Raw genomic sequence first — 25219 nt, forward strand, 5'->3', positions numbered from 1 at the left:
CGAAAGCGGGTGATTCGATTGTCCCAGAGCGGGAGCGCCCTAGGAGACGCCGAGCTGGCTCGCGAGCACCATCACGGCCGCACCGCGCAGCACGATGTCCGGCTGCTGCGTCGGCCGGATCACGACGTCGTCGAAGACGCCCTCGAGCGTGCGCGAGCGCAAGGTCTTCGTCGCCGCATCGATGAACACCCCGTCGAGCAGGTCGACGGGGCCTGCCAGCACGATCTCCGACAGATCCAGCGCGGTCACGATCGGGGCGATGGCGATCGCCATGCGCGTGCCGGCATCGCGCAGCACGGTATCGCGCGACGAGGGATCGGCTGCGATCTCGTCGCGGAGCCTGCTGACGCTGAGCCAGGCCTCCAGGCATCCGTCGCGCCCGCAGACGCAGTGCGGGCCGCCGTCCGTGCCGACGACGACGTGGCCGATCTCGCCGGCGGCGTAGCGGCTGCCCAGCAGCGGCTGACTGCCCGAGATGAGCCCGGCGCCGACCCCGAAACCGATCTTGATGAGGATGAAGTCCGAACGCGCCCCACCGAAGGTGTACTCCGCGAGCACCGCGGCATTGGCGTCGTTGCGGGCGATCACGGGCATGCCGAGGTCGCGGCCGAGTTCGGCCTCCAGCGCGAAGTCCGTCCATCCGAGGTTCGGCGAGCTGAGCACGACACCGTCCGGACGCACGATGCCCGGGGTGCCGATGCCGACCCCGAGGAGGGTCGCGGTGGATGCGGCGACGAGCTCCTGCGCCAGCCCTCGGACGGCGGCGTAGGCCGCTTCGCCGTCGGATTGCGCCGGACGGGGGATCTCGCGGCGCTCGATCACGTCGCCGTCGAGTGTGAGCACGGCGCCGCGGTACGCCTCCGCGTCGGAGAGGTCAAGGCCGATGATCTGATGGCCGAGCCGGTCGATATCGATGAGGATCGGGGGCTTGCCCGGTCCGACCGTCTCGCGGATGCCGAGCTCGACGACGATGCCGTCCGAGATGAACTCCGCCACCAGGTCGGAGATGGTGACGCGGGTGAGCCCGGTCTCCCTCGACAGGTCGGCCCTGCTCATCGACCCCGAGTGATAGAGGGTCTGGAGGACGAGTGCCCGGTTGTGGCCCCTCGCATGCTCGGGGAGCACCTTGGTGCGCGAACGCAGGTTCTGGGCGGACCCGAAGGCATGCGTCGCCGAGCCGGTCCGCACGGCCGGTGCCGTCTGTCGCGATTCACCTGTGTCGGTCATTCGTCGTCGCTCGCTTCGGGGACAGTGGTCTGCGCATGCAGGACGCCGTCGACCAGCTCGGCGACGATCCGCTCTCGATCTGCGAAGCCCATCGGCTTCCCGGGGATGCCGTCGCGTCGCTGATCGGGTGTCGGGCCCTGAAGCCGACGATACTGCACGCCGGAGGCCGCCAGACGCCGCAGGTGCACGGGCAGTCGCCGGAGGAATCCAGTGAGATCGCCAGGTTCTCCCCCGGCCCACAGCCGCTCGGCGATCGCGCTGAGCCGGGGGAACATCGCGTAGTCGACGCGATCCCTGCTCGGCAGCGCGTAGAACCCGTCGTCGTGGATCTGGAACGCGCCGGAGCGCAGGACGATCTCCGCCTCATCGCGCAGCGGTGCGAGCACGGCTGCTGCGCGATCCGGGAAAACGCTGCCGCCGGCGGTGAGGATCGGGCGCGTGCCGTCCTCGTAGTGCAGGCGGCTGTGCAGTTCGACGATCGTGCCGAGCAAGTCGTCGACCGCGCGGACGGACTCCGGGCTGCGATCGGGACCGAACGGCCCCTCGTAGCCGCCGGCGCCGGCCAGACGCAGTCCCGGCGCCGTGCTGAAAGCCGACAGCCTCAGACCGGCCGTCAGCAGCTCGCTGAGGCGGAGGCCGTGAGAGCCCGCCGGGAACGCCTTCGCCCAGGTTCCGAGCACAGGATCCGGAATTAGTAGAGGCATCTAACAAGACTACTAGGCTGAGAGCATGAGCCAGAAGACCCGGATCACCACCGATGCCGCCCCCGCCCCCGCTCACACGTTCTCGCAGGGCGTGCGCAAGGGACCGTTCGTCCAGGTTTCCGGCCAGGGCCCGGTCGACCCGGCCACGAACGAGTACGACTTCGAGGGCGACGTCGCCGCCCAGACCACGCGGACACTCGAGAACGTCAAGGCCATCGTCGAGGCGTCGGGTGCGACGTTCGACGACGTCGTGATGCTCCGCGTCTACCTCACCCAGCGCTCCGATTTCGCGGCGATGAACGACGCCTACGGCGCCTTCGTCGCCGCGCACACACCCAGCGGCGTGCTCCCGTCGCGCACCACCGTGTTCACCGGACTCCCCCGCGAGGAGATGCTCGTCGAGATCGACGGGATCGCCGTCGCCGACGCCTGATCGCCCTCGCCGCGGGTCGAACTCCCCATCGTGGCCTTCCAACCGAGTGTGCTTGACTGGGCCTCCGACCGGAGAGACGCGCCGCGTGAGCGGCGCCACCACTGAGGGGATAGTCACATGAACCGTCGTATTGCAGCATTCACCATCGCCGCCGTCGCCGTCCTCGGCCTGACCGGCTGCGCCGGTGCCGCTGACGAGTCGTCGAACGACAACGCGGACGCCGGCGACTCGGCACCCGTCGAGGAGACCGGCACCGACCAGTCCGTCGAGGACGCGTGCGGCATCGTCATGCCCCAGCTGACCGAGGCCAGCCAGGCGATGAGCGACATCGATCCGGCCTCGGCCGACCCGCAGGCCACCGTCGACCAGTTCAACGAGTACATCGCCAAGCTCGGCGAGACCGTCGACAGCGTCTCGAACAGCGAGGTCAAGGCGGCTACTGCCGCCGTCCACGAGGACTTCGTCGCCATGGGAGACGTCCTCACCAAGGTCGTCGTCGAGCAGGACCTCGACGCCGCTGGCGACCTGAGCACCATCACCGGCGATGTGACCGAGTCGGCCACCGCGCTCCAGGAGCTCTGCAGCTGACGTCCAGTCGCGCATCGATGCCCCCGGGATCCCCGCGATCCCGGGGGCATCGTCGTTCGAACCGTTGCCTGCCCGTTACCTGCGGCCGCGTATGATAGAGAAACTGTCGCGCTGACTCTCGGGGGGTGAATCGTGACCGACCTCGCTGCCGCACCCGGTGCCGCCGATTCCACGGCGAGCACCGAGGTCCTGCCACCGATCGACGGCGAGCGACCCGTCGAGTGGGCGCCGCATGAGCCCGCGCCCAAGAAGCACCGCACCGGCCTGTGGGTCGGACTCGGTGTCGGAGCGCTGCTGGTCTCCGCCGCCGCCGCCGCGTCGCTGATCCTCATCGCACCGGGCACGACGATCGCGGGTGTGGCCGTCGGCGGGCTCACACCGGCCGCCGCCGCGGAGGCCGTCGAGAACCACCTCGCAGCCACGCAGATCTCCCTCACCGATGGGGGCGCCGACGTCGTCGTCAGTGCATCGGAACTCGGCGCATCCATCGATGCGAAGTCGCTCGCAGACACCGCGTTCGCGGAGCATCCGATGTGGAACCTGGGGGCGTGGCTGCCCGAGCCCATCGCCGGCGAAATCGTCCTCGACCCCGAGGTCGCCCATGACACGCTGCGCGGTCTCGTGCCGAGCGCCTACGAGGATGCCATCGACGCGGGCGTCTCGTTCGACGCGGCAAGCAACACCTATGCGACGACCCCGGCCGTCGCGGGAACCGGCATCGACCTCGACGCGCTCACGGGAGCGATCAGCGGCGCTCTCGCCGACGGCGCCGAGGCCGTGAGCTACTCCTCCGCCCCCGCCGAGGCTCCGGCCGCGATCAGCGACGCGGATGCGACAGCGGTCGCCGATCAGCTGAACGGCATGCTGAAGACGATCGGCTTCTACGTCGGCGACGAGCGCACGGTACCGGTCGACCCCGCGGTCGCGGCGACGTGGATCGATGTCGTCGACGCCGACGGGCAGCTCGAGATCACCGCCGACGCCACCGAGATCCAGAAGACGGTCGCGACGCTGGCCGAGCAGGTCGACCGCGCACCGGTCGATGCCAAGGCCATCGTCAACGGCAGCGGCACCGTGCTGCAGGAGCTCACGGCCGGCGTCACCGGGCGCACGCTCGGCGACACGAGCACGCTCGCGGCCGACTTCGCCACCCGGCTTGAGGCGGGCGAAGCCGTCCAGCCGATCGAGGTCGACGAGGTCGCCTTCAAGGAGCAGACGCTGCTCCGTCAGATCGACGTGAATCTCTCGACGCAGCGCGTGAGCGCGATCGAGAACGGCGTGGTCGTGGATTCCTGGAGCGTCTCCTCGGGGACGACTGGATACAGCACGCACACCGGCTCGTACTCGGTCGGGTGGAAGACCTCGAGCCAGAACATGGGCAACCGGGACCTCACCAAGGCCCCCTACTACTTCCAGCCCGACGTCAAGTGGGTCATGTACTTCAACGGCGACCAGGCACTGCACGGCGTGTACTGGCACGCCAACTGGGGCACCCCGATGAGCCACGGCTGCGTCGGCATGCCCGAGTGGCGCGCCCAGTGGCTCTACAACTGGACGCCGCAGGGCGTCGGCGTCAACGTCCACTACTGACACCCGCTACGGCTGCCCCGCGGCCCGCACACATCAAGAAGGCCGGATGCTTCGAGCATCCGGCCTTCTTGATGTCTGCGGATCAGAGCGCGTCGATGATCCCGTTGAGCGTCTGCGACGGACGCATGACCTCGGCGACCTTGGCCGCATCGGGGCGGTAGTAGCCGCCGATGTCCACCGGGTGACCCTGCGCACCGTTGAGCTCCGCGACGATCTCCTGCTCCTTGGCGGTCAGGCTCTCGGCGATCGGGGCGAACGCTGCAGCGAGCTCGGCGTCCTTGGTCTGCTTCGCCAGCTCCTGCGCCCAGTACAGGCCCAGGTAGAAGTGGCTGCCGCGGTTATCGATCGTGCCGAGCTTGCGTCCCGGCGAGCGGTCCTCCTCGAGGAAGGTACCGGTTGCGGCATCCAGCGTCTCGGCGAGCACGCGGGCCTTCTCGTTGCCGGTGCGGTCGGCGAAGTGCTCGAGCGACGCGGCGAGGGCGAAGAACTCCCCGAGCGAGTCCCAGCGCAGGTAGTTCTCCTCGACGAGCTGCTGCACGTGCTTCGGAGCAGAGCCACCGGCGCCCGTCTCGAACAGTCCGCCGCCGGCGAGCAGCGGCACGATCGAGAGCATCTTCGCCGACGTGCCGACCTCGAGGATCGGGAACAGGTCGGTGAGGTAGTCGCGCAGCACGTTGCCGGTGACCGAGATGGTGTCCAGGCCGTGGCGCATGCGAGCCAGCGTGTAGCGCGTGGCCTCCTCGGGGGCGAGGATCGAGATCTGAGCGCCCGTGGTGTCGAGGGTCGCGAGAGCCTGGTGCACCTTGGCGATCAGCTGGGCGTCGTGCGCGCGGTTCAGGTCGAGCCAGAACACGGCGGGAGCGCCGGTGGCCTGGGCGCGGGTGACCGCGAGCTTCACCCAGTCCATGACGGGGATGTGCTTGGTCTGGGTCGCGCGCCAGATGTCGCCGGCCCCGACGTGGTGCTCGATGACGACCGTTCCGTCGCCGTCGACGATCTCGACAACGCCCGCCGAGGCGATCTCGAAGGTCTTGTCGTGGCTGCCGTACTCCTCGGCGGCCTGCGCCATGAGGCCCACGTTGGGGACGGTGCCGATCGTGGCGGGGTTGAGCGGGCCGTTCGCGATGACGTCATCGATCACGGCCTGGTAGACCCCGGCGTACGAGGAGTCGGGGATGACGGCGAGCGTGTCGTCCTCTCCCCCGTCGACGCCCCACAGCTTGCCGCCGTTGCGGACGAGCGCCGGCATCGAGGCATCCACGATGACGTCGGAGGGCACGTGCAGGTTCGTGATGCCCTTGTCGGAGTTGACGTAGGACAGGCGGGGGCCGGTCGCGATGGTCTTCTCGAAGTCGGCGATGATCTCGGCACCGCCGTCGATCTTCGCCAGGCCCGTGAGGATCGACCCGAGGCCGTCGTTGGCGCTGAGGCCGGCGGCGGCGAGCTGGTCGCCGAAGCGCGAGAACACGTCGGCGAAGAACGCCTTGACGACGTGCCCGAAGATGATCGGGTCGGAGACCTTCATCATCGTGGCCTTGAGGTGCACCGAGTACAGCACATCGTCGCTCTTGGCCGTCTCGAGCGTCTCGGCGAGGAAGGCGTCGAGAGCGGATGCCGACAGGAACGTCGCGTCGACGATCTCGCGCGGCAGCACCTTGAGGTTGTCCTTGAGCACGGTGACCGTGCCGTCCTCGGCCGTGTGACGGATCGTGAGGACGTCGTCGTGGGCTGCGATCCAGCTCTTCTCGTTGTGCTTGAAGTCGTCATGGCCCATGGTGGCCACGCGGGTCTTCGATCCCTCGGCGAACGGCTTGTTCGTGTGCGGGTGCTTCTTGGCGTAGTTCTTCACGGCGAGCGGCGCGCGGCGGTCGCTGTTGCCCTGGCGCAGCACGGGGTTCACGGCGGAGCCCTTGATGCGGTCGTAGCGAGCGCGGACGTCCTTCTCGTCGAGGGATCCGGGCTCGTCCGGGAAGTCGGGGATGTCGTAGCCCTGCGCCTGCAGCTCCGCGATGGCGGCCTTCAGCTGCGGGATGGATGCCGAGATGTTCGGCAGCTTGATGATGTTGGCCTCGGGAAGCGTGGCGAGGCCCCCGAGCTCAGCGAGAGCGTCGGACACCTGCTGGTCCGTGGTGAGGCGCTGCGGGAAGGCGGCGAGGATGCGGCCGGCGAGCGAGATGTCACGCGTCTCGAGCTCGATGCCCGCCTTGCCGGCGTAGGCCTGGACGATGGGGAGGAGCGATGCGGTGGCGAGAGCCGGTGCCTCGTCCGTGTAGGTGTAGATGATGGCGTCGTCGGTCACCGGAAGATTCTCCGTTCGCGGGTCGAATTTGTCTCGATACCAAGATACCTGAGTGCCTCTGCCCGCGTTTGCGGACTTCTTCTGCGCGCACTCACCCGGAGAGGTTACCCTGGGGCTATGACTGAACTGCGCGTGGTCGAACTCTCCGCTGCGACGATCGTCGCCGTGAACAACCTGTCGCTCAAGCCCGGGCAGGAGCAGTACCTCGCCCCGGTCTCCTACGGGATCGCCGCCACCGTCATCAACCCGCAGACCTCATGGCAGCGCGTCGTCCTCGACCGCAATGAGGTGGTCGGCTTCGTCAGCGCCAACTTCGATCCGGAGGCCCCGGAGGAGCACTTCCGCTCCGTGTTGTGGCGCATCAACGTCGACGCCGACGACCAGGGCCGCGGCATCGGCCGCTTCGCCGTCGAGGCCCTGATCGACGAGGCGCGGGCACGCGGCATGAACCATGTCGACGTGATCTACGAGGCAGGCGATGCCGGTCCTGCCGCGTTCTTCGAGCGCGTCGGCTTCACCCAGGTGGGCGAGACGGAGTACGGCGAGGTCATCGCCTCCGTGCAGATCTCGTCCTGACAGCGGCGGCGGGGTCTCGGATCCCCTCCCCCACCGAGGCCTCGTCGCCCTCAGGGCGCCCCGGCGGGGAGCGTCCGTCCTGGTCACTCGTCGCGCTTGGGCCTGCGGCGCGAGGTCCACGCCGCGAGCGCAGCGGCTGCGGCTCCTGCCGCTTTGTCGAGCGCCTCGGCCGATCGGCTGAGCATCTCGTGAGCGCTGCCGGGCCATGCCGTCGCCGCATCCGGGTCGCGGCCGGCCGCGCGGGCCTTCGCGGTGTGCTCGGCGACGTCGAAGGTCCGCTCGAGATCCGCGACCGCATCCCGGTAGGCGGAGAACTCGGCGGGCGTCACTCCCGACGGCGATGACGGTCGCAGGTCTCGGGCACGGGATGCGGCGGCGAGGAAGGCCGCCATCGCCGGTTCCTTGCCGTCACTCATCGCAGGGTACGCGATCAGCTTCGCGGCATCCGTCTCGTAGTCCATCCAGCGCGCGATCACCGCGTCATGCGCGCCGTTCAGGCGCGCGAGCGGATACCGGTCGGTCCGGGATGCCGACGGCACCTGCGCCTGCTCCACACCGACGCGGATCCGGCGGGCGCGCACGTCGGCGTGCGCCGCCTTCGCGTCGTGCTCCGCCTGCCTCAGGGCGCGCCGTGCGCTTGCCACATCAGCGGTCGACGCCCGGGATGCCGTGCGCTCGGCGACCAGCCGGGCGTGCTCTGCCCGCGCGACCTTCACGCCGCGACGTCGCTCGCCGATCTCGCGCTGCGCGTCGCGGAGGTCGCGGCGTGCAGCATCCAGAGCCAGCCGGCGTCCGCTGCGCTTCTGGCCGCGCCGCACGCCGACGGCGGTGACGGCGCCTGCGCCGACCGCGGTCGGGGCGATCCACCACCATTCAGCGGCCAGCATCCATAACGGATCCACGCTTCGATCGTAACGGTCGCTCGGGGAGGGCATCCCTGCGTCCCCCGAGCGACCGTCGTCAGACCAGCGTCTCCTGCCAGGCCGCGTGCAGCTGCGCGAACTTGCCCGTACCGCCGATGAGCGCGGCAGGGGCGTCGTCCTCGATGATCTCGCCGTGCTCCATCACCAGCACCCGGTCGGCGATCGCGACCGTGGACAGGCGGTGGGCGATGATGATCGCCGTGCGGTCCTTGAGCAGAGTCTGCAGCGCGTCCTGGATGAGCCGCTCCGACGGGATGTCGAGCGACGCGGTCGCCTCGTCGAGGATGAGCACCGCAGGGTCTGCGAGGAACGCGCGTGCGAACGAGATCAGCTGACGCTGGCCCGCCGAGACGCGGCCGCCGCGCTTGTTCACGTCGGAGTTGTAACCGTCCGGCAGCGCCGAGATGAACTCGTCCGCCCCGACCGCGCGAGCAGCGTCCCGGATCTCGTCGAGCGTGGCATCGGGCTTCCCGAGCGCGATGTTGTCGGCGACCGTTCCGCTGAAGAGGTACGCCTCCTGCGTGACCATGACGATCGCACGGCGCAGATCCTTCGGATGCAGCGACCGCAGGTCGACACCGTCGAGCGTGACGCGTCCCAGCGTCGGGTCGTAGAACCGCGAGATGAGCTTCGCGAGCGTCGACTTGCCGGCGCCCGTCGTGCCCACCAGTGCGATCGTCTGCCCCGCCGCGATGTCGAGCGAGAAGTTCGGCAGGATCGTCTTCTCCCCCGAATACCCGAACGTGACCTCCTCGAACCGCACGTGACCGCGCGATTCCCACAGATCGACCGGCTCGTCGGGGTCCGGAACCGTCGGCTGCTCCTCGAGCACTCCCGACACCTTCTCAAGCGCGGCCGTGGCCGACTGGTACGAGTTCAGGAACATCGCGATCTCCTGCATGGGCGCGAAGAAGTTGCGCACGTACAGGACGGCCGACAGCAGCACGCCGACCGTGAGCGCGCCGTCGGCGACGCGGATGCCGCCCCACAGCACGACCAGGCCGAGCGTGAGGGCGGCGACCGCCATGAGACCCGGCTCGAACGTGCCGAACAGGAGCATCGATCGGCGGTTGACGTCGCGGTACTCGCCGGCGACCTTCTGGAAGGCGACGTCGTTGCGCGGCTCCTTGCGGAACGCTTTCACGGCACGGATGCCGGTCATGGTCTCGACGAACTGCACGATGACCTTGGCGCTGATGACTCGAGACTCGCGGAAGATCACCTGCGAGCGCGAGTAGAACCAGCGCATGAGCAGGAACAGCGGGATGCCGGCGAGAAGCAGGATCACGCCCGACTGCCAGTCCCACACGATCAGCGCGATGAACGTGAACGCCCCGAACAGCACACCCGAGACGAGGTTGTTCAAGCCTCCGTCCAGGAGCTCTCGGATCGAGTCGAGGTCGCTCGTCTGGCGCGAGATGATGCGGCCCGACGTGTACGTCTCGTGGAACTCGAGGCTCAGCCGCTGCGTGTGCAGGAAGATCCGCTTGCGCAGATCGATCAGCACCGCCTGGGTGATGCGCGCGGCGACCACGACGTACCAGCCGATGAGGGCGGCGGCCGCAGCGCCGGCGAACAGGTAGGTGAAGCCGACGAGGAACGCCGGCATCCAGTTCGCGTGGTCGAGAACCTGCGGCAGTGCCTTGTCGAGTCCGATGCTGATGAGGATGGGACCTGCGACCTGCAGCGCCGTCGAGACGACGAGTACGATCGCGGCGAGCACGATCTGCGCCTTCAGCGGCGAGACGAGTGAGCCGAGCAGGCGCAGCGAGCGCTGGCGGATCGCCCTGCTCTCCTCGAGGGTGTAGTTCGAGCGGTCTTCGCCCTTCGTTCCGGTGAGTGCCGCGCTCATGCCTGCACCTCCTCTTCCTCGGTGTGCGTATCCTCGAGATCCTGGTCGGTGATGACCGGGATCGCCCCGGTGCGGGCCGCCTCCTCCGCCTCGAGGCTGGAGATGACGTGCCGGTAGTGGGTGCTCGTCCGCAGCAGCTCGGAGTGGGTGCCGACCGCGGTGATCCGTCCGCTCTCGAGCAGCGCGACCCGGTCGGCGAGTGCCACGGTCGACGGGCGGTGCGCCACGATCATCGCCGTGGTGTCGGCGAGCACGTGCCGCAGGGCCTCTTCGACCAGGGCCTCGGTGTCGACGTCGAGGGCCGAGAGCGGGTCGTCGAGCACGAGCACCTTCGGCTGCGCGGCGACCGCGCGGGCGAGGGCGAGGCGCTGGCGCTGCCCACCGGACAGGCTCAACCCCTCTTCCCCGATCACGGTCTCCACGCCGTCGGGCAGTTGGTCGACGAACCCGGCCTGGGCGACGTCGAGCGCCTCGCGCAGGACGCGCTCGCCCTCCTCGCTGTGGATGTCGAGCTCCGCACGCCCGAGGAGCACGTTCTCGCGGACGGATGCCGAGAAGAGCGTCGCGTCCTCGAACGCCATCGCGATGTGCCGGCGCAGCTCGACGAGCGAGAGGTCTCGCACATCGACGCCGTCGAGCGTCACACGTCCACCGGTGACGTCGTAGAGGCGCGTGGGCAGGGTGGTGAGCGTCGTCTTGCCGCTGCCGGTGAGCCCGACCAGTGCCATGGTCTCACCGGGGCGCAGCACGAGATCGATGCCGTCGAGCAGGTCGCGCTCGGCGGCACCGGCATCCTGATACCGGAAGTGCGCGCCCTCGAAGGCGAGCTCGCCGCGCGGCTCCGCGATCGTGACCGGGTGCTCCGGGTCGGTGATCGTGTTCGTCTCGGAGAAGATCTCGAACACGCGGTCGGTCGCGGTGCGGGCATCCAGCATGAACGAGAACAGGAACCCGATCGACTCGATCGGCCAGCGCAGCACCGTCGCCATCGCGAAGAAGGCGAACAGCTCCGGCAGCTCGATCGCGCCCTGCGCGATGAGCCAGATGCCCGAGAGCAGGCTCAGACCGAACGCGATCTGCGGCATGAGATCGAGCCAGAACCAGATCGACCCGATCGCGCGCGCCTTGCTCAGCTCCGTCGAGCGCAACGACTCGGCCTGCTTGCTGAAGCGGGTCAGCGCGTGCTTGCCGCGGCCGAAGGCCTTGAGCACGCGGATGCCGTGCACGCTCTCCTCGACGCTGGTCGCGAGGTCGCCCGCCTGATCCTGGCTCTGCCGGGCGAGGATGCCGTAGCGCTTCTCGAACAGGTAGCCCTGGATCCACAGCGGGATGGCGGTGACGATGAAGATCGTGCCGAGCAGCCAGTGCCAGCGGAACAGCAGCACCGAGCCGATGATGATCGTCAAGACGTTGACGACGAGCAGGATGAGGCCGAAGGCCAGCCACCGGCGGATGAGGCCGATGTCCTGCATCATGCGGCTCAGCAGCTGCCCGGACTGCCAGCGGTCGTGGAACGCGACCGGCAGCGTCTGCAGACGTGCGTACAGCTGCGTGCGCATCCGGTACTCGACCTCGGTCGAGGGCTTGAGGATGAACCAGCGCCGCAGCCACACCATGGCCGCCTCGCCGATGCCGAGCGCGAGCACGATGGCGGCACCGCCGACGATGATCGCGATGCTCGCGGACGTGTCGAGACCGCGGACGATCTGCTCGAGGACGATGGGGACCATCAGGGCGATGACGGCGGCGGCGAGAGCACTCGCAGCACCTCCGACGAATCGCCAGACGACGGGCTTGACGAACGGTGCGAGGCGCCAGAGCGCTCGGGGGGTGGACAGCGAGGACGAACGTGCAGACGATGACGACGAGGAAGACATGACTCTCAGACGAGGTGCGGAACGGAACGGGAGCGTGTGACGGGCGGCGGGAGCACTGCGCCCGGGATGCGGTGAGCGGGCGGCTGATCAGCCGCGCGGAAGCCGCATCGTGCGACCACGAGTGATCGAGCCGGGAGTGGCGATCTGCGCGACAGCGATCGAAATCATGATGTCTCCCTCAGGCTCGAAGCTCCGCACCGGTCGGCGCGACAGCCCTCCAGCCTATTCCTGTGAACCGGCTGGAGGCAAGCGTTGTTCCCGGATTTGTTCGCACCCCGCTCGAAATCGAGCGTCTCGGTTCAGGCCGAGGCGAGCGCGCGCTCGCGCGCGAGCAGCGACTCCTTCACATCGACGCCCCAGGCGAATCCGCCCATGGAGCCGTCGCCGCGCAGCACCCGGTGGCAGGGGACGAACAGGGCCGGTGCGTTGCGGGCGCAGACGGATGCCGCGGCCCGCACCGCGCCCGGATTGCCGAGTTCCACGGCGAACTCCGTGTAGGTCAGAGGCTCCCCCGGCGCGATCCGTCGCAGCGCAGCCCAGCCGGTGCGCTGCATGTCGGTGCCGAACTGGTGCACGGCGACGGTGTCGATCGCGGCGATGTCGCCGTCGTAGTACGCGCGGACGGCGACGGCGGCATCCGCCTCGCCGTCCCGGATCTCGGCCGGGCGGTTCTTCTCGGCCAGGCGGGCGACGATCTCGTCGCGGTCGGCCGTCCAGCCCGAGGAGAGCACGCGCTGTTCGCCGGTGTCGGGCGAGACGTCGGCGAGGATCGTGAACGGGCCGTCAGCGGTGTCGATGGTCTGGATGAGAGCGGTCATGAGAGCTCCTTGTGTGCGGTCTTCGTGGTGCGTTTCGCCGTGCTTCGTTTCGTCGTGCTTCGTTTCGTCGTGCGGGGTGGCATGGCCGCCCAGAGGTGGGCGCTCAGGTAGCTGCGCCACGGCGCCGTGCGCTCGGCCCATGCGGTGAGCGCTGCCGGTTCCGAGGGGATGCCGGCGGCCGCGGCCCCCGACCGGATCGCGACGTCGCCGGGGAGGATGATGTCGGGGTCGCCGAGAACCCGCATCCGCACGTAGTCGGCCGTCCACGGCCCGATTCCCGGCATCGCCAGCAGAGCCGCGCGCTGGGCCCCGCTGTCGTCGCCGACCGTGAGCGCCAGCGTGCCGTCGGCGAGCGCGGCCGCAGCCCCGGTGACGGCTCTGATCCGTGCGGCGGGTCCGCGCAGCACCTCGGCGCCGCGTTCGGCGATGGCCGTCATCGCCGGGAACAGCAGGCCGCCGTCCGGAGCCTCCTCACCCAGCGCGACGGTGAGCGCGGTCAGAGCGGTACGGGCGGCCGCGACCGTGATCTGCTGGCCGATCATGGCGCGGATGAGCATCTCGTGCGGGTCTGCGGCGCCGGGGACGCGGATGCCGGGGATCCGGCCGACGAGGGGCGCGAGAAGCGGATGCTCCGAGAGGGCGGCGTCGACCGCGACGGGGTCGGCGTCCAAGTCGAAGATGCGGCGCGCCGTGGCCACGAGAGGGGCGAGATCGCCGAGGTGGGTCACGCGGGCGCGGAGGCGGAGCGTGCCGGTGGCATCCTGGCGGACCTCGAACCACGCCGGCCCGCCGGGCATCCGCAGGTGGCGGGAGAAGGAGTCAGCGGTGGCGACCTCGACGCCCGGAACCGCGCGGACCGCCATCCACGCGAAGATGCCGGCGGCGTCCATCGGCTCGCGATGCGGAAGCAGCAGATCGATCTCGCCCGAGACCAGCGCGGCGGCGGCGCCTGCGCCGAGAGGCTGGCGCCGCTTGGCCCGCAACTCGGTGGGTGTCAAGCCGAACACCTCGCGGATCGTGTCGCCCGCCTGGCGGATGCTCGCGAAGCCCGCCGAGAACGCGATGTCCGCGATCGGCAGGTCGGTGCCCACGAGCAGCATCCGCGCGTTGTGGGCGCGGTGCGCGCGGGCGAGCGCCAGGGGGCCGGCGCCGAGCTCGGCGGTCAGCAGCCGCGTGAGGTGACGGCTGGAATACCCGAGGCGTGCGGCAAGGCCCGATACGCCCTCCCGCTCGACCACGCCATCGGCGATGAGCCGCATGGCGCGAGCGGCGGCATCCCCCCGCACGTCCCAGGCAGGAGACCCGGGTGCCGCCTCGGGCAGGCACCGCTTGCACGCGCGGAACCCCGCCTCGTGCGCCGCAGCGCTCGTCGGATAGAAGCTGACGTTCTCGCGCTTGGGCGTGCGGGCGGGGCACGAGGGCCGACAGTAGATCCCCGTGGAGTGCACGGCCGTCACGAACTGCCCGTCGAAGCGGGTGTCGCGCGCGTCGATCGCGCGGTACCGCTCGTCGAACGACATGATCGGGAAGCTCATGCCTCCACTCTGACACGTCCGAAACCCGCAGGCGCGCGGAAATCGGACACGGCAGTTGCGCCATCCCCGCACAGACCTCTCCCCAGCGACGAGACCCCGCCGTATCGACGTGGATACGACGGGGTCTCGTAGACAGGACGGGGTCTGTCGGGGGTAAGACGGGGCCTGTCGGGGGCGGGAGGCAGACGGGGATCAGTGGAAGAAGTGACGCTCCCCGGTGAAGAACATCGTCGCTCCGGCAGCCTTCGCAGCCGCGATGACCTCGTCGTCGCGCACCGAGCCGCCGGGCTGGATGATCGTCGAGATGCCGGCGTCCAGCAGCACCTGCGGGCCGTCGGCGAACGGGAAGAAGGCATCGGATGCCGCGACCGACCCCGCGGCACGGTCCCCCGCCCGCTCCACCGCGAGGCGGCAGGAGTCGACGCGGTTGACCTGGCCCATGCCGATACCGACCGTGGCGTTGCCCTTGGCGAGCACGATCGCGTTGGACTTCACGGCGCGGCACGCCTTCCACGCGAAGATCATGTTCTCCATCTCGGCCTCGTCCGGCTGCTCGCCCGTGACGAGCTGCCAGTCCTTGGCGACCGACTGGATGTCGTCGGGGAAGCGATCGGCGTCCTGCAGCAGCAGGCCACCGGAGACCAGGCGCACGTCCATGCGCTCCTGCTGCCAGTCGTCGGGCAGCTGCAGCAGCCGCAGGTTCTTCTTCGCCTTGAAGACCTCGAGGGCCGCCGGTTCGAAGGACGGGGCGACGATGACCTCGGTGAAGATGTCCTTGAGGTTCTCGGCCATCTTCAGAGTCACCGTGCCGTTGGTGGCGATGACGCCGCCGTAGGCGGATACCGGGTCGCACTCGTGTGCGCGCAGGTGCGCGCTGGCGATCGGGTCGAGGGCGTTGGGCGCCGTGGTCGCGATGCCGCACGGGTTGGCGTGCTTCACGATCGCGACGGCGGGCAGGATCATGTCGAAGGCGGCGCGCAGGGCGGCATCCGCGTCGACGTAGTTGTTGTACGACATCTCCTTGCCCTGCAGCTGCACGGCCTGGGCGATGCCGTGGCCGCCGACGCGGGTGTAGATCGCCCCGCGCTGATGGGAGTTCTCGCCGTAGCGGAGCGTCGCCAGGCGCTCGGCCTTGATCGTCAGGTGCTCGGGCAGCTCCTCGCCGCCCTCGTTGAGGGTGCCCTCCGCGAACCATGCGGCGACCGCCGTGTCGTACGAGGAGGTGTGCGCGAAGGCGCGGGCCGCGAGCTCGCGGCGCTGCGTGAGCGTCGTTCCGCCGGACTGGATCGACTCGATGATGGCCGGGTACGACTCGGGCGAGACGACGATCGCGACGTTGGCGTGGTTCTTCGCCGAGGCGCGCACCATGGCAGGGCCGCCGATGTCGATCTGCTCCACGACGTCGTCGCCGGTCGCGCCGGACTGCACGGTCTCGACGAACGGGTAGAGGTTCACGACCACGAGCTCGAACGGCGAGATGCCGAGTTCGGCAAGCTGGCGCTCGTGGTCCTCGAGGCGCAGGTCGGCGAGCAGGCCGCCGTGGATGCTGGGGTGCAGGGTCTTCACGCGGCCGTCGAGCATCTCGGCGACACCGGTCACCGCGGCCACGTCGGTGACGTCGTATCCGGCCTCGCGGATGGTCGCGGCCGTCGAACCGGTGGAGACGATCTCGACGCCGGCGTCGGCGAGGGCCGCCGCGAGCACGAGCAGATCGGTCTTGTCGCTGACCGAGACGAGCGCCCGCTTGATCGGGACGATGTCGCGGTCGCGGTACAGGGACTTGTCGCGGCTCGGGCCGGCCATGGATGATCTCCTTCGTGCAGGGGCGTACGGGTTCGGTCAGTGGGTGAGCGCGAGGTCGCCGGTGGCGATCCGGCGCACGACGTCGATGAGCAGGCGCCGTTCGACGGGCTTGATGCGCTCGTGCAGGGTCTCCTCGGTGTCTCCCTGCTGCACGGGGATACGCTCCTGGGCGAGGATAGGACCGGAATCGACGCCGTCGTCGACCACGATGACGCTCGCCCCGGTCTGCGCGACGCCAGCGGCGAGCGCGTCGCGCACACCGTGCGCACCGGGGAACTCCGGAAGGTACGCGGGGTGCGTGTTGATGATGCGCGGCGCATAGCGGGCGACGAGCGAGGCGGGTAGCAGGCGCATCAGTCCGCTGAGCACGACGAGGTCGGGCCGGTGCTCGTCCAGGCGATCGCCGAGCGCCTCGCCCCACGCGTCGCGGCTCTCGAACGACCGGTACGGCACCGTGAAGCTCGGGATGCCGAAGTCCGCGGCGTGCGCGAGCCCCTCGGCGTCGCGATCGGCACCGACCGCGACGATCCGCGCGGGGAAGTCGGGGTGACGAGCGGCTTCGAGGAGGGCACGGAGGTTGGAGCCGGTGCCGGAGATGAGGACGGCGACCGTGAGCACCCGGCCAGTCTAGCGGGGCGCCGGAGTGCTCCCGTGCCCGAAGAAGCCGTGGTCGTCGAGGGGCTGGGTGTCGCCCTCCGACAGCTCCTCGACCGCCGTGGGGCGCGGGGCCGGATCCACCGTCGGCGAGGATCCCATCTCGGCGACCCAGCGGTCCGTGCGCTCCTCGGCGAGCTCGTCGCGGTGCCGCGGGGCGAGCAGCATGATCGCCCCGCCCACGAGGACTTCGGCGCCGACGGCGAGCGCGGTCCAGCCGGGATGCGGTCCGAGGTGCGCCATGCGCCCGGGGCCGATCGACCCGGAGGCCAGCACCGCGGCCAGAGCGATGACCCCGGCGCTCGCGAGGGCGATGCCGCCCGCGATCCCGGCGCGCACAGCCGGCTCGGTCGCAGAGCCCTGCCAGACGAGCCGCGACCGGACCACCCATCCGGCGAACGCGCCCGCGCCGACGGGGAGGAGGATGACGATCAGCATCCAGATCGAGCTGTTCTCAGGCAGGAGGCCGAGGATCGGGATGCCGGGGACGACGCCGAGCTCGGTTCCGGCCGGCGACACCGCCGTTCCGGAGCCGACGGCGAAGCCGGGGCCGGCGATCCACGCGAGCGCCCACACCAGCAGCGTCGGCAGGTAGGCGAGGTGCCCGAGCGTCAGGACGGCCGCACCGGTGGCATCCACCCGCGCCGCCTCGAACAGCGCCACCATCTCGCCGCCGCGCAGCGCGACCATGAGCGCCACGGCGAGCCCGGCGACAGCCGCGAGCGCGACGACCACGACAGCCGTGCCGCGCACCACCTCGCCGGGGACGACGCTCCACGAGCCCCAGCCGTCCACGCGGTCGTGGATGCGGTCGATGAGACCGCCGCCCCCCTCGCGCCAGGCGTGGCTCACCGCCCCGGCGATCGCGCCGATCCCGTACACCGCCGTCGGCAGCAGGATCGCCGACCACAGCGGCACGCTCGCGATCTCGCTGCGCGCCGTCAACGCGACGGCGGCGGCGATCACTGCGAACGCGAGGGTGCCGAAGGCGACGCCCAGGCCCCAGGCACCGGATCGCGCGGCGCGGATGCCGGAGCGCCCGGCGAACAGGAGGGTGAAGACGAGGAACGCCAGCGGTGTGACCGAGAGGGCGAAGCGCGCGGCATCCGGCGCGATGCCGACAGCCGAGACCACGTCGTCCGGCAGAGCGATCTCGATCGGAACCCCGTGGCCGAACTGCCAGAGGGTCCCCACGGCCGGCCACAGGCCTCCCCAGTCGGTCGTCGCGCCGAACGCGAGCGTCCACAGCAGGGTGAGAGGTGCGAGCAGCACGGCGAGGCCGACGGCCGCCGCGATGGCAGCGTCGACCGCGGCGAGGATCGCGACGAGGAGGCGTTGCATGTCTCAACGAGACTACGACGAGAACCTGACGGTCCCGCGTGGGCGCGCGCGAGGGCGCGGACACGATATCGTTCCCGAGGAGGTTCCCGATGACAACTGCCCCCTCGTCCGCTCCCGATCAGACCGTCGAACCGAAGAACGCGCTCGACCGCTTCTTCGAGATCACCCGCCGCGGCTCGACGATCGGCTCCGAAGTCCGTGGCGGCATCGTCACCTTCGTCACGATGGCCTACATCGTGATCCTCAACCCGATCATCCTCACCGGCGCTGCCGACGTCGACGGCAACACCCTGAGCTTCCCCGCGGTCGGAGCCGCGACGGCGCTGACGGCCGGTGTGATGACGATCCTGTTCGGCCTGATCACCCGGTTGCCGTTCGCCTTCGCCGCGGGCCTGGGCATCAACGCGTTCCTCGCCTTCTCCGTCGTCGGCCAGGTCACCTGGGCCGAGGCGATGGCGCTCGTGATGATCAACGGCGCCGTGATCGTGCTGCTGGCCGCGACCGGCCTGCGGAAGATGATCTTCGACGCCGTGCCGTTCCAGCTGAAGATCGCGATCACGGTCGGCATCGGCCTGTTCATCGCGTTCATCGGCTTCGTGAACTCCGGCTTCGTCACGACCACCGGCAGCGCGTCCCCGCCCGTCGGCCTCGGTCTGGACGGATCCGTCGCGACCGTGCCGACCCTGCTGTTCGTCGTGACGCTGATCGTCACCGGCATCCTCGTCGCCCGCAAGGTCAAGGGCGGCCTCCTCATCGGTCTCGTGACCGGCACCGTGCTGGCCGTGATCGCCGAGGCGATCTGGCACTTCGGGCCGCAGTTCGCCGATGACGGCACGTTCAACGCCGGCGGCTGGAGCCTGACCGTCCCCGCGCTGACCGGCACGCCGGTGAGTCTGCCCGATCTGAGCCTCGTCGGCGCCGTGGACTTCGGGTTCGACTTCGGCAAGGTCAGCGTCGTCGCGCTCATCATGATCGTGTTCACCCTCGTCTTCTCGAACTTCTTCGACGCCATGGGCACCATGACAGGGCTCGCCAAGGAAGCCGGGCTCGCCGACGAGAAGGGCGACTTCCCCCGCATCAAGTCGGCGCTGATCGTCGAGGGCATCGGTGCCATCGCCGGAGGTTCGACGTCGTCATCCTCGAGCACGGTGTTCATCGAGTCGGGCGCAGGCATCGGCGAAGGCGCGAGGACGGGCCTGGCCAATGTCGTCACCGGCGTGATGTTCCTCCTGGCGATGTTCCTGACGCCGCTGACCTCGATCGTCCCGACCGAGATCGCCGCGGCGGCCCTCGTGATCGTGGGCGCGATGATGATGGCGCAGATCAAGCACATCGATCTGACCGACTTCGGTGTGCTGCTGCCGGTGTTCCTCACCGTCACCGTCATGCCGTTCACCTACTCGATCGCCAACGGCATCGGCGCGGGCTTCGTGAGCTGGGTGCTCGTGCAGGCGGTCGCGGGCAAGGCCAAGGCCGTCCACCCGCTGCTGTGGATCGTCGCCGCCGGCTTCGTCCTGTTCTTCGCCCGAGGGCCCATCGAAGCTGCGTTCGGCGTCGCCTGACCGCGGTACGGGCGCGCAGGCCCGCAGAAAAACGAAAGAGTTTCGACGCCAGGGTGATGCTCTGCCAGGATGCAGAGCATGAGCCGTCGCCGACGACGCCTGTGGGCCGCAGCATCCGCAGGCGTCGTTGCCTGGGCGGCCACGACCGCACGCTCGACCGGACGACCGACGACCTGAATGCGTCCACCATCGCTACGGCGGCATCGCTCGGTGCACACGCCGTGAACCCGCGCGCCGCGACCGCACGAGGCGTCGCGCTCGCCCATCGGGCCGGACCCCGGGGGTCTTCGTGTGGACGCAGGATGACCGTGCGCAGTGGGAGGAACTCACCGCCATGGGCGTGGACGGCATCATCACGAACCGCCCCGACGCCCTGCACGACTGGGTGCAGGAACGAGTGAAGGCCCCGGGGTGGAGCCCGGGGCCTTCAGGTCAAGCGTAGCTCAGATCAGAGCGTCTCGACGTCCTTCGACGCGTCGCTGCGCTCCTTGCTCAGGAGCCAGTGCGCGATCGCTTCGCGATCAGAGGCCTTCCACAATCGCGCGCATGAGGTCGGCGGTCTCGGACGGGGTCTTCCCGACCTTGACGCCGGCGGCCTCGAGGGCCTCCTTCTTCGCCTGGGCGGTGCCGGCCGAGCCGGAGACGATGGCGCCGGCGTGGCCCATGGTCTTGCCCTCGGGAGCGGTGAAGCCCGCGACGTAGCCGACGACCGGCTTGGTGACGTGCGCCTTGATGTAGTCGGCCGCGCGCTCCTCGGCGTCGCCGCCGATCTCGCCGATCATCACGATCGCCTTGGTCTCGGGGTCGGCCTCGAACGCCGCGAGGGCGTCGATGTGCGTGGTGCCGATGACCGGGTCGCCGCCGATGCCGATGGCGGTCGAGAAGCCCAGGTCGCGCAGCTCGAACATCATCTGGTAGGTCAGCGTGCCCGACTTGGAGACGAGTCCGATCGGGCCCTTGCCGGTGATGTTCGCCGGGGTGATGCCGACGAGCGACTCATCCGGCGTGATGATGCCGGGGCAGTTCGGGCCGATGATGCGGGTCTTGTTGCCCTTGCGCTTCGCGTAGGCCCATGCCTCGGCGGAGTCCCCGACCGGCACGCCCTCGGTGATGACGACGAGCAGCGGGATCTCGGCGTCGATGGCCTCGATCATGGCGGACTTGGTGAAGGCGGCGGGGACGAAGGCGATCGACACGTCGGCGCCGGTCTCCTTCATGGCCTCTTCGACCGTGCCGAAGACGGGCAGCTCGACGAGGTTGCCGTCCTTGTCGGTGTGCGAGACCGTGGTGCCGGCCTTGCGGGCGTTGACGCCGCCGACGACCTGGGTGCCGGCCTTGAGCATGAGGGCGGTGTGCTTGGTGCCCTCACCGCCGGTGATGCCCTGGACGATGACCTTGGAATCCTTGTTCAGGAAGATCGACATTTCTTCTTGTTCCTTTTCTCAGAGCTTTTGGCGTCAGGCGTTCGCCAGCTCGGCGGCCTTGTCGGCGCCCTCGTCCATGGTGGCGGCGAGAGTCACGAGCGGGTGGGCGTACTCGGCGAGGATCGCGCGGCCCTCGTCGACGCGGTTGCCGTCGAGGCGGACGACGAGCGGCTTGGATGCCGTGTCGCCGAGCGTCTCCAGCGCCCCCTTGATGCCGTTGGCCACGGCGTCGCACGCCGTGATGCCGCCGAAGACGTTGACGAAGACCGACTTGACCTGCGGGTCGCCGAGGATGACGTCGAGGCCGTTCGCCATGACTTCTGCGGATGCTCCGCCGCCGATGTCGAGGAAGTTCGCGGGCTTCACGCCACCGTGGTTCTCGCCGGCGTAGGCGACGACGTCGAGGGTCGACATGACGAGCCCCGCGCCGTTGCCGATGATGCCCACCTGACCGTCGAGCTTGACGTAGTTGAGGCCCGACTTCTTGGCCTTGGCCTCGAGCGGGTCCGCGGCGTCCTCGTCCTCGAACTCTTTGTGCTCGGGGTGGCGGATCTCGCTGGCGTTGTCGTCGAGCGTGACCTTGCCGTCGAGCGCGATGATGTCGCCCTCTTCGGTGCGCACGAGCGGGTTGACCTCGACGAGGGTGGCGTCCTCGCCCTTGTAGACCTCGAACAGCTTCACGAAGACATCGGAGACCTTCTCGACGAGGTCCTCGGGGAACTTCGCCGCACGGGCGATCTCGAGGGCCTTCGCCTTGTCGATGCCGGTGAGCGGGTTGACCTCGACGCGGGCGAGCGCCTCAGGACGCTCGACGGCGAGCTCTTCGATCTCCATGCCGCCCTCGACGCTGCACAGCGACAGGTAGGAGCGGTTCGACCGGTCGAGCAGCACGGAGAAGTAGAACTCCTCGGCGATGCGGGCACCGGCGGCGACCATGACGCGCTTGACGACGTGACCCTTGATGTCGAGGCCGAAGATCGCCTTGGCCGCCTCGTATGCCTCATCGGGGGTCTTGGCGACCTTGACGCCGCCGGCCTTGCCACGACCGCCGGTCTTGACCTGAGCCTTGACGACGACGACGCCGCCGAGCTTCTCGGCTGCCGCTTTCACCTCCTCGGGGGTGTCCGCGACGATGCCGGCGAGGACCGGCACTCCGTACTTCTCGAAAACGTCTCGTGCCTGGTACTCGTACAGATCCACTGTGCTTCCTTCACTGGGCTGCGGGCGGAAAGTCTCTCGATATCGAGATAACGACCGGGAACAAAGCTTACTACTCCCGCCTGAACGCCGCCTCCGACGGCCACCCGGTTCACCCGGCGTTAGGCTTCTCGCTATGCATGAGTCCGCAGAAATGCGCACCGGCGTCGTCGCCGCCGCGCTCGACCTGTTCCAGGCGCAGGGATTCGACCAGACCTCGGTCGAGCAGATCGCCAAGGCGGCGGGGGTCTCGCGGTCGACGTTCTTCCGTCAGTTCGGCGGCAAGGAGGACGTCGTCTTCGCGGACCACGAGGTGCTGCTGGCAGAGCTCCGCGACTTCCTCGCCGAGGGGCATCCGGACCCGTGGGAAGCCGTCTGCCGCGCCTCCCAGCACGTGTTCGACCACTTCGCGCACGATCCCGATCTCGCGAGGCTCCGCTATCAGGTCGTCCGCCAGGTGCCGGCTCTGCGCGAGCGGGAGATCGTGACGGTGTTCCGCTACGAACGCCTCTTCGACGACTACCTGCGCCGGTCGCTGCCGGGCATCGACCCGTTGGACGCCGTCGGCTTCGCAGCTCTCGTCACGGCCGTGCACAACCACGTGCTGCGTCAGCTGCTGCGCAGCACGAAGCGCGTCGCGGCGTCGGTGCTGCAGTCGGCGCTCGACGACGTCCGCCGCCGCTACGGCGTCCACCAGGACGTCGAGCAGGATGCCGCTGACGAGGTCGTCGTGGCCGTCTTCCCCCGCGCCATGCCGATCGCCGAGGTCTCGCGGCGCCTGCAGACGCAGCTGGAGCAGTAGCCGCTCAGTCGCAGCCGCAGCCGCCGGAGGGCGTGCGCACCATGAAGCACACGTCGCACACGCCGTAATCCCGCTCGGCGACCGGCTTCGGCTTGGGCTTCACCGGGGCTGCGGCACTGGTGCGCGGGGTGCGGGAGGCCGCCTTCTTCTTCGGCGCGCCGACCGGAAGGAACTCGCTCGGGTGGACCGCGTACCAGTACGGCGCCCTGCCCTCGCTCGGCTGCAGCCGCAGCGGCGCGGAACCCACGACGACCACCTCGTCCTCGGTGAACCCGTTCGTGTACGTGCGGCCGATGTGCAGCGCCCCGCCGTCGCCGCGGCGGATCGCCTCGATGTACCGGCCTCGATCGATGAACGACGAGATGCCGATGGCATCCACGATCGCCGTGATGAACGCATGGTTGGCCGGGTCGATCCGGTGCGCGCGGAGCGCCTCCGGGAGATTTCGATACGGTCGGGACGTGCCGGTGGGCGTCGGGCCCTGGATCTCGTTCATCGCTTAACAGGATCGCACGTCCGCACCCCTCGTGCAGGCGGGTGCTGGAAGACTGGACGCATGGCACGGGCGACGATCATCGGCAGCGGACCGAACGGACTCGCAGCCGCCGTCTCGCTGGCGCGTGCCGGGTACGAGGTGCGCGTGCTGGAGGCCGCCGACACCGCCGGCGGCGGTCTGCGGACCACCGCGTCGACGCTCACCGGGTTCGTGCACGACATGTGCTCGGCCGTGCACCCCGCGACGATCGCCTCACCGTTCTTCCGGGCGTTCGGCATCGAGCGGCGCGTCGACTGGATCACGCCGGATGCCTCGTACGCGCATCCGCTCGACGGCGGCCGCGGGGCCGTCGCCTGGCGTGACATCGAGCGGACCGCATCGGGTCTCGGCCGGGACGGACGGGCGTGGCTCGCGCTGCTGCGCCCGCTGAGCCGCCGCATCGACGGCGTCGTCGACTTCACCGGGAACCAGCTGCTGCGCATCCCTCGGGAACCGGTGACAGCATTCCGGTACGCGCTGCGGATGCTGGAGCACGGCACCCCGCTCGCGGAGGCGTCGCTGCGCACCGACGAGGCACGCGCGCTTCTCGCCGGCGTCATCGCGCACGCGGCGGCCCCGATGCCCTCGCTGTCCGGCGCCGCGGCCGGGCTCCTCATCGCCGCCGAGGCGCACGCGGGCGGCTGGATGTACCCGCGAGGTGGCGCGCAGCGCATCGCCGACGCGCTCATCGCCGATCTGACCGCGCACGGCGGCGTCATCGAGACCAGTGCGCACATCAGCGACCTCAGAGGCCTCGACTGGGGCGACCCGACGCGCGGCGACGTGCTGCTGCTGAACACCGCGCCGAGGCTGACGCTCACGCATCCCGACATCCCGTCCTCGTACGCTCGGGCCGTGCGCGCCTATCGCTACGGCCCCGCCGCGGCCAAGGTCGACTTCGCGCTGGACGGCCCTGTGCCGTGGGCGAATCCCGAGATCGCGCTCGCCCCCACGGTCCACCTCGGCGGCACGCGCGCCGAGGTGCGGGCGAGCGAGAATGCCGTGGCGACAGGGCGCGTCGCCGATCGGCCGTACGTGCTCGCCGTGCAGCCGTCCGTGCTCGACGACTCGCGCGCCCCGGCCGGCAAGGCCGTGCTCTGGGCCTACATCCACGTGCCGCGGGGCTCGGGCCTGGATGCGACCGAGCTCATCACCCGCCAGGTCGAGCGGTTCGCACCGGGTTTCCGCGACCTCGTGCTGGCGTCGCACTCGGTGCCGGCATCCGATCGCGAGTCGATCAATCCCGCCGAGATCGGAGGCGACGTCCTCGGCGGCGCGTTCACGATCTCCCAGGCGCTGCGCCGCCCCGTCGTGTCGCGGCACCCGTGGCGCACGCCGGTGCGCGGCGTGTACCTGGCATCCGCGGCGACGCCGCCGGGGCCGGGGGTGAACGGCATGGCCGGCTGGCACGCCGCGCGTACCGTGCTCGAGGACGCCGGGACGCCCACCACGCTCGCCGACCTGTTCGCATAGCACCCC

Annotated in this window: 22 protein-coding genes; 8 read left to right on the forward strand and 14 right to left on the reverse strand. The window is 69.7% G+C overall.

The window, feature by feature from the left end; genetic code table 11:
• Nucleotides 1–39: 39 nt before the first annotated feature.
• Together KEC56_RS08575 and KEC56_RS08580 are read right to left on the reverse strand one after the other, a co-directional pair.
• On the reverse strand, nucleotides 40–1227 hold the full coding sequence (locus KEC56_RS08575; RefSeq protein ID WP_227530602.1) for an ROK family transcriptional regulator: 1188 nt from the start codon (nucleotides 1225–1227) through the stop codon (nucleotides 40–42).
• Complete coding sequence (locus tag KEC56_RS08580; protein WP_227530603.1) at nucleotides 1224–1931, reverse strand: type III PLP-dependent enzyme domain-containing protein; 708 nt, start codon at nucleotides 1929–1931, stop codon at nucleotides 1224–1226. The genes KEC56_RS08575 and KEC56_RS08580 overlap by 4 nt, the downstream gene beginning before the upstream one ends.
• 25 nt (nucleotides 1932–1956) lie before the next feature.
• Here KEC56_RS08580 and KEC56_RS08585 point away from each other — a divergent pair, with 25 nt between their 5' ends.
• The 3 genes from KEC56_RS08585 to KEC56_RS14030 all read left to right on the forward strand — a co-directional run bounded on the left by KEC56_RS08585 (nucleotide 1957) and on the right by KEC56_RS14030 (nucleotide 4542).
• A complete protein-coding gene (locus KEC56_RS08585) occupies nucleotides 1957–2364 on the forward strand; it encodes a RidA family protein (RefSeq protein ID WP_227530604.1) in 408 nt (135 codons plus the stop codon).
• 117 nt (nucleotides 2365–2481) lie between these two features.
• Nucleotides 2482–2952 (forward strand): hypothetical protein, encoded by a 471-nt coding sequence (locus KEC56_RS08590; RefSeq protein WP_227530605.1) that lies wholly within the window; start codon nucleotides 2482–2484, stop codon nucleotides 2950–2952.
• A gap of 132 nt (nucleotides 2953–3084) precedes the next feature.
• A complete protein-coding gene (locus tag KEC56_RS14030; RefSeq protein ID WP_227530606.1) occupies nucleotides 3085–4542 on the forward strand; it encodes a L,D-transpeptidase family protein in 1458 nt (485 codons plus the stop codon).
• A gap of 82 nt (nucleotides 4543–4624) precedes the next feature.
• Here the strand turns inward: KEC56_RS14030 and KEC56_RS08600 are convergent, their stop codons facing one another.
• On the reverse strand, nucleotides 4625–6841 hold the full coding sequence (locus KEC56_RS08600) for an NADP-dependent isocitrate dehydrogenase (protein WP_227530607.1): 2217 nt from the start codon (nucleotides 6839–6841) through the stop codon (nucleotides 4625–4627).
• Between the two features lie 117 nt (nucleotides 6842–6958).
• On the opposite strand from KEC56_RS08600, the gene KEC56_RS08605 reads away from it, so the two are divergent.
• On the forward strand, nucleotides 6959–7417 hold the full coding sequence (locus KEC56_RS08605; RefSeq protein WP_227530608.1) for a GNAT family N-acetyltransferase: 459 nt from the start codon (nucleotides 6959–6961) through the stop codon (nucleotides 7415–7417).
• Nucleotides 7418–7500: 83 nt separating this feature from the next.
• Here KEC56_RS08605 and KEC56_RS08610 read toward each other — a convergent pair whose 3' ends face one another.
• The 8 genes from KEC56_RS08610 to KEC56_RS08645 form a co-directional block, all read right to left on the reverse strand.
• Nucleotides 7501–8319 carry an efflux RND transporter periplasmic adaptor subunit gene (locus KEC56_RS08610; protein WP_227530609.1) on the reverse strand — a complete coding sequence of 273 codons (819 nt, stop codon included), beginning with the start codon at nucleotides 8317–8319 and terminating at the stop codon, nucleotides 7501–7503.
• Nucleotides 8320–8377: 58 nt separating this feature from the next.
• Entirely contained in the window at nucleotides 8378–10192 is a 1815-nt protein-coding gene (locus KEC56_RS08615) for an ABC transporter ATP-binding protein (RefSeq protein WP_227530610.1), read from the reverse strand.
• Entirely contained in the window at nucleotides 10189–12069 is a 1881-nt protein-coding gene (locus KEC56_RS08620; protein ID WP_227530611.1) for an ABC transporter ATP-binding protein, read from the reverse strand. The genes KEC56_RS08615 and KEC56_RS08620 overlap by 4 nt, the downstream gene beginning before the upstream one ends.
• Nucleotides 12070–12368: 299 nt before the next feature.
• A complete protein-coding gene (locus tag KEC56_RS08625) occupies nucleotides 12369–12887 on the reverse strand; it encodes a methylated-DNA--[protein]-cysteine S-methyltransferase (RefSeq protein WP_227530612.1) in 519 nt (172 codons plus the stop codon).
• Nucleotides 12884–14422, reverse strand: coding sequence for a DNA-3-methyladenine glycosylase 2 family protein (locus tag KEC56_RS08630; RefSeq protein ID WP_227530613.1), 1539 nt, complete (start codon nucleotides 14420–14422; stop codon nucleotides 12884–12886). The genes KEC56_RS08625 and KEC56_RS08630 overlap by 4 nt, the downstream gene beginning before the upstream one ends.
• 192 nt (nucleotides 14423–14614) lie before the next feature.
• Nucleotides 14615–16225 carry a bifunctional phosphoribosylaminoimidazolecarboxamide formyltransferase/IMP cyclohydrolase gene (gene purH, locus KEC56_RS08635; RefSeq protein ID WP_227530614.1) on the reverse strand — a complete coding sequence of 537 codons (1611 nt, stop codon included), beginning with the start codon at nucleotides 16223–16225 and terminating at the stop codon, nucleotides 14615–14617.
• Between the two features lie 36 nt (nucleotides 16226–16261).
• Nucleotides 16262–16843 (reverse strand): phosphoribosylglycinamide formyltransferase, encoded by a 582-nt coding sequence (gene purN, locus KEC56_RS08640; RefSeq protein WP_227530615.1) that lies wholly within the window; start codon nucleotides 16841–16843, stop codon nucleotides 16262–16264.
• Nucleotides 16844–16852: 9 nt separating this feature from the next.
• The gene (locus tag KEC56_RS08645) at nucleotides 16853–18220 is read right to left on the reverse strand and encodes a cell division protein PerM (RefSeq protein WP_227530616.1); all 1368 of its coding nucleotides are present in this window, start codon (nucleotides 18218–18220) and stop codon (nucleotides 16853–16855) included.
• A gap of 89 nt (nucleotides 18221–18309) precedes the next feature.
• Here KEC56_RS08645 and KEC56_RS08650 point away from each other — a divergent pair, with 89 nt between their 5' ends.
• Both KEC56_RS08650 and KEC56_RS08655 read left to right on the forward strand, forming a co-directional pair.
• Nucleotides 18310–19782: an NCS2 family permease gene (locus tag KEC56_RS08650; protein WP_227530617.1), complete on the forward strand. Its 1473-nt coding sequence runs from the start codon at nucleotides 18310–18312 to the stop codon at nucleotides 19780–19782.
• A gap of 289 nt (nucleotides 19783–20071) precedes the next feature.
• Complete coding sequence (locus KEC56_RS08655) at nucleotides 20072–20224, forward strand: hypothetical protein (RefSeq protein WP_227530618.1); 153 nt, start codon at nucleotides 20072–20074, stop codon at nucleotides 20222–20224.
• Nucleotides 20225–20303: 79 nt separating this feature from the next.
• Here the strand turns inward: KEC56_RS08655 and sucD are convergent, their stop codons facing one another.
• Both sucD and sucC read right to left on the reverse strand, forming a co-directional pair.
• Nucleotides 20304–21206: a succinate--CoA ligase subunit alpha gene (gene sucD, locus KEC56_RS08660; RefSeq protein ID WP_227530619.1), complete on the reverse strand. Its 903-nt coding sequence runs from the start codon at nucleotides 21204–21206 to the stop codon at nucleotides 20304–20306.
• 33 nt (nucleotides 21207–21239) lie between these two features.
• On the reverse strand, nucleotides 21240–22406 hold the full coding sequence (gene sucC, locus KEC56_RS08665; RefSeq protein ID WP_227530620.1) for an ADP-forming succinate--CoA ligase subunit beta: 1167 nt from the start codon (nucleotides 22404–22406) through the stop codon (nucleotides 21240–21242).
• Nucleotides 22407–22539: 133 nt separating this feature from the next.
• Between sucC and KEC56_RS08670 the strand changes: the two genes are divergently transcribed.
• Nucleotides 22540–23205, forward strand: coding sequence for a TetR/AcrR family transcriptional regulator (locus tag KEC56_RS08670; protein ID WP_227530621.1), 666 nt, complete (start codon nucleotides 22540–22542; stop codon nucleotides 23203–23205).
• Between the two features lie 4 nt (nucleotides 23206–23209).
• On the opposite strand, the gene KEC56_RS08675 is transcribed toward KEC56_RS08670, so the two are convergent.
• Nucleotides 23210–23701, reverse strand: a complete 492-nt coding sequence (locus KEC56_RS08675; RefSeq protein ID WP_227530622.1) for an SLC41A family transporter — start codon at nucleotides 23699–23701, stop codon at nucleotides 23210–23212.
• A 60-nt stretch (nucleotides 23702–23761) separates the two neighbouring features.
• Between KEC56_RS08675 and KEC56_RS08680 the strand changes: the two genes are divergently transcribed.
• Nucleotides 23762–25213 carry a phytoene desaturase family protein gene (locus tag KEC56_RS08680; RefSeq protein ID WP_227530623.1) on the forward strand — a complete coding sequence of 484 codons (1452 nt, stop codon included), beginning with the start codon at nucleotides 23762–23764 and terminating at the stop codon, nucleotides 25211–25213.
• Nucleotides 25214–25219: the final 6 nt, after the last annotated feature.

The sequence above is a fragment of the Microbacterium tenebrionis genome (genome assembly GCF_020682665.1).
In the GTDB taxonomy this organism is placed as follows: domain Bacteria; phylum Actinomycetota; class Actinomycetes; order Actinomycetales; family Microbacteriaceae; genus Microbacterium; species Microbacterium tenebrionis.

Bases quoted from the DNA above. Each gene is read 5' to 3' on its own strand.
- KEC56_RS08680 (WP_227530623.1), top strand. From the start codon at position 23,762: ATGGCACGGGCGACGATCATCGGCAGCGGACCGAACGGACTCGCAGCC.
- KEC56_RS08585 (WP_227530604.1), top strand. From the start codon at position 1,957: ATGAGCCAGAAGACCCGGATCACCACCGATGCCGCCCCCGCCCCCGCT.
- KEC56_RS08650 (WP_227530617.1), top strand. From the start codon at position 18,310: ATGACAACTGCCCCCTCGTCCGCTCCCGATCAGACCGTCGAACCGAAG.
- KEC56_RS08580 (WP_227530603.1), bottom strand. From the start codon at position 1,931: ATGCCTCTACTAATTCCGGATCCTGTGCTCGGAACCTGGGCGAAGGCG.
- KEC56_RS08630 (WP_227530613.1), bottom strand. From the start codon at position 14,422: ATGAGCTTCCCGATCATGTCGTTCGACGAGCGGTACCGCGCGATCGAC.
- sucD (WP_227530619.1), bottom strand. From the start codon at position 21,206: ATGTCGATCTTCCTGAACAAGGATTCCAAGGTCATCGTCCAGGGCATC.
- KEC56_RS08590 (WP_227530605.1), top strand. From the start codon at position 2,482: ATGAACCGTCGTATTGCAGCATTCACCATCGCCGCCGTCGCCGTCCTC.
- KEC56_RS08575 (WP_227530602.1), bottom strand. From the start codon at position 1,227: ATGACCGACACAGGTGAATCGCGACAGACGGCACCGGCCGTGCGGACC.
- KEC56_RS08605 (WP_227530608.1), top strand. From the start codon at position 6,959: ATGACTGAACTGCGCGTGGTCGAACTCTCCGCTGCGACGATCGTCGCC.
- KEC56_RS08625 (WP_227530612.1), bottom strand. From the start codon at position 12,887: ATGACCGCTCTCATCCAGACCATCGACACCGCTGACGGCCCGTTCACG.
- KEC56_RS08670 (WP_227530621.1), top strand. From the start codon at position 22,540: ATGCATGAGTCCGCAGAAATGCGCACCGGCGTCGTCGCCGCCGCGCTC.
- KEC56_RS08615 (WP_227530610.1), bottom strand. From the start codon at position 10,192: ATGAGCGCGGCACTCACCGGAACGAAGGGCGAAGACCGCTCGAACTAC.
- purH (WP_227530614.1), bottom strand. From the start codon at position 16,225: ATGGCCGGCCCGAGCCGCGACAAGTCCCTGTACCGCGACCGCGACATC.
- KEC56_RS08675 (WP_227530622.1), bottom strand. From the start codon at position 23,701: ATGAACGAGATCCAGGGCCCGACGCCCACCGGCACGTCCCGACCGTAT.
- KEC56_RS08620 (WP_227530611.1), bottom strand. From the start codon at position 12,069: ATGTCTTCCTCGTCGTCATCGTCTGCACGTTCGTCCTCGCTGTCCACC.
- KEC56_RS08645 (WP_227530616.1), bottom strand. From the start codon at position 18,220: ATGCAACGCCTCCTCGTCGCGATCCTCGCCGCGGTCGACGCTGCCATC.